At 57.4% G+C, this 7,774-nt stretch carries 3 protein-coding genes; all 3 read right to left on the bottom strand.

The features are described 5' to 3' along the window. Positions 1 to 367 precede the first annotated feature (367 nt). Complete coding sequence (locus B4U49_RS08205) at positions 368 to 2,143, bottom strand: ShlB/FhaC/HecB family hemolysin secretion/activation protein (RefSeq protein WP_078084095.1); 1,776 nt, start codon at positions 2,141 to 2,143, stop codon at positions 368 to 370. 104 nt (positions 2,144 to 2,247) lie between these two features. After that, complete coding sequence (locus B4U49_RS08200; protein ID WP_078084094.1) at positions 2,248 to 3,396, bottom strand: sterol desaturase family protein; 1,149 nt, start codon at positions 3,394 to 3,396, stop codon at positions 2,248 to 2,250. A 141-nt stretch (positions 3,397 to 3,537) separates the two neighbouring features. After that, the gene (gene purL / locus B4U49_RS08195; protein WP_078084093.1) at positions 3,538 to 7,416 is read right to left on the bottom strand and encodes a phosphoribosylformylglycinamidine synthase; all 3,879 of its coding nucleotides are present in this window, start codon (positions 7,414 to 7,416) and stop codon (positions 3,538 to 3,540) included. Positions 7,417 to 7,774 lie beyond the last annotated feature (358 nt).

Raw genomic sequence — 7,774 nt, 5'->3', positions numbered from 1 at the left:
GCGGCAGCTGCTGTGGCTGCAGCTGAGGCGTTGCCTGTGGCGAACCTTGAGGCGCCTGGGGTGTCGCTGGTTGCCAATTGACCGGGGTGGGAACTGAGTAGGCTTGGATAAGCGGCGTCAAATCCAATTGCACATCGTGAATATCGGGAGTACTGCCCCCCAAATGTGTATTGGTCTGTCCCGGATCAACAGTGGTAGTGGTATCTCCCGGTTTGAGGGAATTGGAAACAGACGTTGTCGCGGTATGGTGCTGACACTGCCAACTTTGCGACTGCTGGCAATTGGCTCCGGCATATCCGCTTAACGGCCCGGCTGCCAACAGAAATGACACAGTGGCGGCTACAATTTTCCTCGTCATAAGCCTCACTCAGAAATACCGCAATATTTCCAACCAGGTGCGATAGTCTTTATTTAGGCCATCGTGGTTGTCGCCGGTGGATTCATCCTCCACGGGGCTCTTCCCCACTTGCACCCCTACCACTCCCCTGATCAACCACTCGTTTCCGTAATTCTGCAGAAACCCAACGCCAACTCCCTGTAGATACTCCTCTTGTTTGAGCTTCAGGTTCCCCCCTTGCCAGCCAATCCATGTCTCCGCATTACGCTTGAACCAGGCAGATTGATATTGCACTTCAAGCCGCATTGCGCCACCCAGAACCGGGCGTGCGATATCCCTGCGCAACTCAATATCAAATATCGCACCGATATCAGCGGAGTCTTCTTCGGAGGGATAGGCAGCAATTGAATTGGGACCGCCAAAATACATCTTGTAGGACGCGTCCAGGTTATCCGGTGTCCACTGCCCGGTTAATTTTCCGTAAACGGACCAGGGGCCATGAAGATGCTGTAAACGCGCCAATTTCAGGTTGATTATGGTAAACCGACTATCGGTCCTCGGGCCCGATTGGTCGTAAGCCAGATACTGCTGATCTCCGTCAATATCCACCTTGCCATTGGTCAGCATCATCTCGTAAAAACTTACACCATTTGCCAACCAATCATGGTCTTCCTCACCGACAAACTCTGCAGAAAACGCGTTGATGGTTCGATCCGCATCCAGCGAGAACTCGTTGCGGTCATCCAGTGATAAATGATTCAAACTGAGTTTCAGTGCAAGGTTACTGTGTCGTGAGCGGATTACCGGGTGCGAAAGGTAAACTGCGAACTCCGCGGCTTCCCCTTCGGCATCCCCCAACGGCGCTATCTGATCGTTGTAATAATCGTAGAGCTCCAGGTTGGCGCCAATACGTGTGCCAGCTGCCAATACAGGTCGCAGATAATCCAAATACAGGTAATTGGAATCTTTGCCAGACGATACCAATCGACCAACCAGCTCATCGCCAACCTGGCTGGGACTGTGCCAGAAAAAAGTCACCCCTGAACGCCAGCGGCCAGCAAGCTGAGACCCGAAGTTATCGATTTCCACATTTCCGCTGAATCGCGGCTCATCGACGATTTCTGTGCGTAGCCTTGCGGTACCCACACCTTCCCCCGGGTATAGCGTTGAACGGGCGTGCACGCCGGGCAAGTCCTCCAGCAGCAGTAATGCGCGCTCGTAATCGTGGCGATTTATGGGCTTGTCGTTAGCGAGCTCATGCTCGAGAAGGGCGAGCGCTTTCTCCGTACATAACAGCTGCCCGTTATTGACGACCTCAATGCCATTCGGCTCGAGAAAACCCTCGTAGACATGCAAGGTTATAAGACCATGGTGAACATGTTGCGGAGGTATAAAGACCTTGGCGGTAAAAAAACCGCTGTCCCGATACAGATACATCAGAGTATCCGCGGCCTCGTGAATCTCTTCGGTATTGAGTGAGCGACCGGTGTAGGGAGACAGCGCTTGTGAAACCTCTTGAATAGAGAATTGGCTGACACCGTAAACAGAAAAGTTCTCGACGTGGATCCGGTGATCCTGGGCAGTTCGCTGGCCGCTAGTGGCGGGATCTTCAGCGAAATCCGGGAGATCTCGGTCTCTCCTGGACTGAAAGCGCTCTAACTGTTGCGCTGTTTCCCGCTGATTCTGTCGCAATCCGGCAGCGCTATCTGCAAACACATCGGGAATATAAAGCAACAGGGAAAACGCTGCGGCCACTATCACGGCAACATGTACACCCCAATCGCCGCCTACCCCTTTCCCATCCATCACATATCCGTTGCCTGACTCTTAGCGCACCTATAGTGATAGCAGCAAATACCTCTACAGCTGGGTCTTCGCGCGCCGATAGTTGGCTTTCCCGCTACCCAGTCTCATTTAGACACCCGCCCGAGAAAAGACCTCACGGGATATAACAGCTGCCCCAGGAAACTGCGCGGCAAACGCACGGTGGTTCCATATTCCGCCGGCCAGTGCTTACCGGGCATATGGTAGGTATTGAAAAGGCGGTCAAACAGCACCGTATGTGCGGAATAGTTGGTATCGATCGCGGGCTTTTCGGAACTGTGGTGCCAGTGATGGAACTGCGGGGTTACCAGCAGGTATTTCAGCGGCCCGAACGGTATTTCCACGTTGCAGTGAATGAGTACAGCCTGCAGTGCTGCGAACGCCACATAGATATCCAATGCGGACTGGTCAGCACCCAGTAAATACAGCGGCACCATAACCATCGCACGCTCTGAAAATACCTGAACAAAATGTCCGCGGGATCCCGCCAGCCAGTCCATCTGCTCAACCGAGTGATGCACCGCATGGATCGGCCAGAGCACACGGACTTCGTGATACAGGCGATGCTCCCAATAGAGCACAAAGTCAGCGCAGATAATAATCAGGCAGACCTGGAGTAATAGCGGCACAGACTGAACCGCCTGTTGCACGCTGTCACTGACTGCCCAGTGGAAATGACTCGCGTGGTAGTTGCCATAAATCAGGATGGCGGAAATCATCAAGTGATTGAAGCAGAAGTAGAAAAGATCCAGCCCCCACTCGTCCCGCAAAATCACCTGGTTGCGGTATTTGGGGAACAGCTTTTCCAGTGTCATAAACACGACAACCGAGCCCAGAAACGCGAGAATCAGCCAATCGATCCCCAGCGACAGGCGCACCGGCTCTACCGGACCTACAGGGATATCATAACCACCGAGCAGAAAACCCACGCAGGTGAGGCCTATGCCGGCCACTCCCAACCGTTTATGCCGGTTAAAGCAAAACGTCAGCAGCCCCAAGAACAGGGAAAAGTACATACCGTATTTGAGAATCAGCTGCAGAGATTCAGCATCGTAGACCTGACGCAGTTCGATGGTTGTCAGATAGGCGGGGTAACGATAGGCGAGTACCGCCAGTAGACTGAGTAAACCCAGTGCGACACTGGCGTAGCCGCTGATTTTTCCTTCGCCAAATCGGAGTTCCCGCTGTCGATCCAACGGTACTCTGCGCTTCTTGTACTGATACGCTGTATCCATGCCCTTCCCTGCCCGAGTAAATCCTTTGTTTCAGCGCGCAATACTACCCATGTTGGCGCTGGATTTTCCAGCGCCATGGTATACGCACACAAAAAAGCCCGCTCAGTTGAGCGGGCTTTTAACGTCGGCGAGTGAGTGCGTTTAATCCACAAACACACGCGCGTTGCGGAACAGACGCATCCAGCCGGAGTCCTCTTCCCAGTCATCCGGGTGCCAGCTGTTGCTGACCGCACGGGCGACGCGCTCCGGGTGCGGCATCATGATGGTCACGCGGCCGTCTTCGGAACACAGCGAGGTAATACCGTTCACCGAACCGTTGGGGTTGGCCGGGTAAGTCTCGGTGATCTGCTGTTTGTTGTTCAGGTAACGCATAGCGATGGTGCCGGACTGTTCGCAGTCTTCCAGCTGCTGCTGGCTCGCAAACTCCACACGCCCTTCACCGTGGGCAACCGCTACCGGCATGTAAGAGCCGGCCATGCCTTTGAACAGAACCGACGGGGAATCTTCCACACCCACCAGCGCGAAGCGCGCTTCGTACTGTTCGGACAGGTTGCGCACAAAGCGCGGCCAGTGGTCGGCACCCGGGATCAATTCCTTGATCACGGAAAACATCTGACAGCCATTGCACACGCCCAGGCCGAAGGTGTCCTTGCGGTTGAAGAAGCCTTCAAACTGATCGCGGGCGCGGTCATTGAACAGGATCGTCTTCGCCCAGCCCTCACCGGCGCCGAGTACGTCACCGTAAGAGAAGCCACCACAGCCCACCAGGCCCTTGAACTGATCCAGCTCAGTGCGACCGGCGAGAATGTCGCTCATGTGCACATCGACGGCATTGAAGCCGGCGCGGTGGAAGGAGTGTGCCATTTCCACCTGACTGTTCACGCCCTGCTCGCGCAGGATGGCGATCTTCGGACGAACACCTTTCTTGATGTAAGGCGCGGCGATGTCTTCGTTGATGTCGTAAGACAGTTTCACCGACAGGCCCGGATCTTCCTTGGCACTCTTGGCGATTGCGTCAAACTCTTGCTTGGCGCAGTCGGCGTTGTCGCGCAGGGACTGAATACGGTAGCTGGTCTCGGACCAGATCTGCTGCAGTTCGGCGCGATCGCGCTTGAAGATTTCCTTGTCTTCACGAGTGATACGCAGCTGCTCTTTTTCGTTTAGCTCACCGATCCTGTGCGCGGGCACGCCCACGGAGGCGAAGCGCATTGCCAGCATATCCGCATCAGCGGCGGGCACTTGCAGCACCGCACCCAGCTCTTCATTGAACAGCGCAGCGATGGCGTCGTCGCCCAGATCATAAATTTCTACGTCGACCCCGACGCGCCCGGCAAAGCTCATTTCTGCCAGAGTGGCGAACAGGCCGCCGTCGGCACGGTCGTGGTAGGCGATGACTTTTTCTTCTTCGAGTAGCTCCTGCATGACTTCGAAGAAGCCTTTGAGGCGCTTGGCATCGTCCAGATCTGCCGGGGTATCGCCGAGCTGGTTGTAGACCTGCGCCAGACAGGAACCGCCGAGACGGTTTTTACCGGCACCCAGGTCGACCAGCAGCAGTTCGCTCTCGCCCTTCTTCATTTTACGCAGTTGCGGGGTAACCACTTTGCGCACGTCGGAGACCGGGCTAAACGCGGAGATCACCAGTGACAGCGGTGCAGTCACAGCCTTGTCGACACCGCCATCGTCCCAGGCGGTACGCATGGACATGGAGTCCTTGCCCACCGGGATGGTGATACCCAGGTCCGGACACAGCTCCATACCCACCGCTTCCACGGTGCGGTAGAGCTTCTCTTCCTCACCCGGGTGGCCAGCGGCACACATCCAGTTGGCGGAGAGCTTGATGTCGGACAGTTTCTTGATCGGTGCCGAGGCGATGTTGGTGATCGCTTCACCCACCGCCAGACGGCCGGAAGCCGGGGCGTCCAGCAGCGCCACCGGGGTGCGCTCGCCCATGGACATGGCTTCGCCCTTGGTGCTGTCGTACGCCACAGTGGTCACGGCACAGTCCGCCACCGGCACCTGCCAGGGGCCGACCATCTGATCGCGGGAAACCTGGCCGGTTACGGTGCGGTCGCCGATGGTGATCAGGAAGCTTTTGCTCGCCACGGTGGGCAGGCGCAGGACGCGCTCTGCGGCCTCGGCAAGGTCGATTTTGCTGGTGTCGAATGCAGAAGTCTTGGCCTGGCGCGTTTCCGCCACCCGGTGCATCTTCGGCGGCTTGCCGAACAGCACGGACATGGGCAGGTCCACCGGCTTGGCGTCGAACTGCTTGTCGTTCAGGGTCAGGTGTTTTTCATTGGTAGCTTCACCCACCACCGCAAACGGCGCGCGCTCGCGCTCGCAGATCTTCTCGAAACGCTCCAGGTCCTCTGGCATCACCGCCAGAACGTAGCGCTCCTGGGATTCGTTACACCAGATTTCCAGCGGGCTCATGCCCGGCTCGTCGGAAGGCACATTGCGCAGCTCGAAGTTGCCGCCGGTGCCGCCGTCTTTGACCAACTCCGGGAAGGCATTGGAGAGGCCGCCGGCGCCCACATCGTGGATAAACGCAATCGGGTTCTTGTCGCCCTGCTGCCAGCACTGGTCGATGACCTCCTGGCAGCGGCGCTCGATTTCCGGGTTCTGGCGCTGTACGGAGGCGAAATCCAGGTCTTCCGAGCTGGAGCCGCTCGCCATACTGGAAGCGGCGCCACCACCGAGGCCGATCAACATCGCCGGACCGCCGAGTACGATCAGCTTGGCGCCCGCCTTAAATTCCGGCTTGTCCACATGCTCTTCACGGATGTTGCCGTAGCCGCCGGCGAGCATGATCGGCTTGTGGTAGCCGCGGCGCTCGCCGTCGAAATCTTCTTCAAAGGTACGGAAGTAGCCGCAGATGTTCGGGCGACCGAATTCGTTATTGAACGCGGCACCACCGATGGGGCCTTCGATCATGATGTCCAGCGCGGTGACGATGCGCTCCGGCTTGCCGTAATTCACTTCCCACGGCTGCAATGCCCCGGGAATCTGCAGGTTGGACACGGTGAAGCCGGTCAGGCCCACCTTGGGCTTGGAGCCACGGCCCACGGCGCCCTCATCGCGGATTTCGCCACCAGCGCCGGTGCCTGCACCGGAGAAAGGTGCGATGGCAGTCGGGTGGTTGTGGGTTTCCACCTTCATTAATAAATGGATGGCTTCGTGGCTGAAACCGTATTCCTTGGTGATCGGATCCGGGTAGAAGCGACCCGCTTCGTGACCCACCACCACCGCGGCGTTGTCCGCGTAGGCAGACAGGACGTCTTCACCGCCCTTCTGGTAGGTGTTCTTGATCATACCGAACAGGGAGTGCGGCATCTCTTCGCCATCAATGGTCCAGCTGGCGTTGAAGATCTTGTGGCGGCAGTGCTCGGAGTTCGCCTGAGCGAACATCATCAGCTCCACATCGGTGGGATTGCGCTCCAGCTCTTCGAAGCTGGTGAGCAGGTAATCGATTTCGTCATCCGCCAGTGCCAGCCCGAGGCTCACATTGGCCGCTTCCAGCGCCCCGCGGCCACCGTCCAGTACGTCTACACGGCCCATCTCGCGAGCTTCTTCCACCACGAACAGTTGTGCGGCCTGCTCCATCTCGGAGTAGACACTCTCAACCATGCGGTCGTGCAGCAGGGCTACCAGATCGCTCCGTTCAGCCTCGGTTAATTTGACTCCGGTAATGTAGTAGGCAACACCCCGCTCCAGGCGGTGCACCTGGGTCAGGCCCGCATTGTGCGCAATATCAGTCGCCTTGGAGGACCAGGGAGAGATAGTGCCGGGGCGCGGAACCACGAGGATAAGCTCGCCTTCCGGCTGGTGCTTCTCTTCGGTGGGGCCGTACTGCAGCAGGCGCTCCAGCAGCGCCTGGTCCTTCTTGCCCAGCTTGTCGCTGTCGGCGAAGTGCACAAACTCGGCGTACACGTCTGCAATCGCGGGCTGCAGGGCGCGGAGTTGGGTAAGGAGTTTTTGATGGCGAAATTTCGACAGTGCGGGAGCACCACGCAGAACTAGCATCGCGGGATTTGGCCTCTTGTCTGGATTTGAGCGCCTGCGGGCGGAAGTATCAGGGTTAAAAGACGCTGCCACACAGGTACACCGGGAATCGGAGCGCGCGCATTGTACCCGATGCTCCGCCGCTCCAACACTGCCGGGAACTATCTTGTGCAGTAAAGATGACGTTAGCCGGGAATGTCGACCTTCCCGGGTTAAATATGCGGCCGAGGGCGCAAAAGGCAATATCGACACCGAACTCAACCCAACCGGGCTTTAGACTGGCGCACAGGCCTCCAGATCAGGCGTGATCTACTACACTTAATGGGTCATAACAAGCCGATCGGTCACAAAGTTTCAGACGACAGTAAAAGACGATTGG

The organism is Microbulbifer mangrovi, assembly GCF_002009015.1.
Taxonomy (GTDB): Bacteria; Pseudomonadota; Gammaproteobacteria; order Pseudomonadales; family Cellvibrionaceae; genus Microbulbifer; species Microbulbifer mangrovi.
The sequence above is the reverse complement of the archived record's forward strand: the minus strand, read 5'-3'. Positions and strand labels throughout refer to the sequence as shown.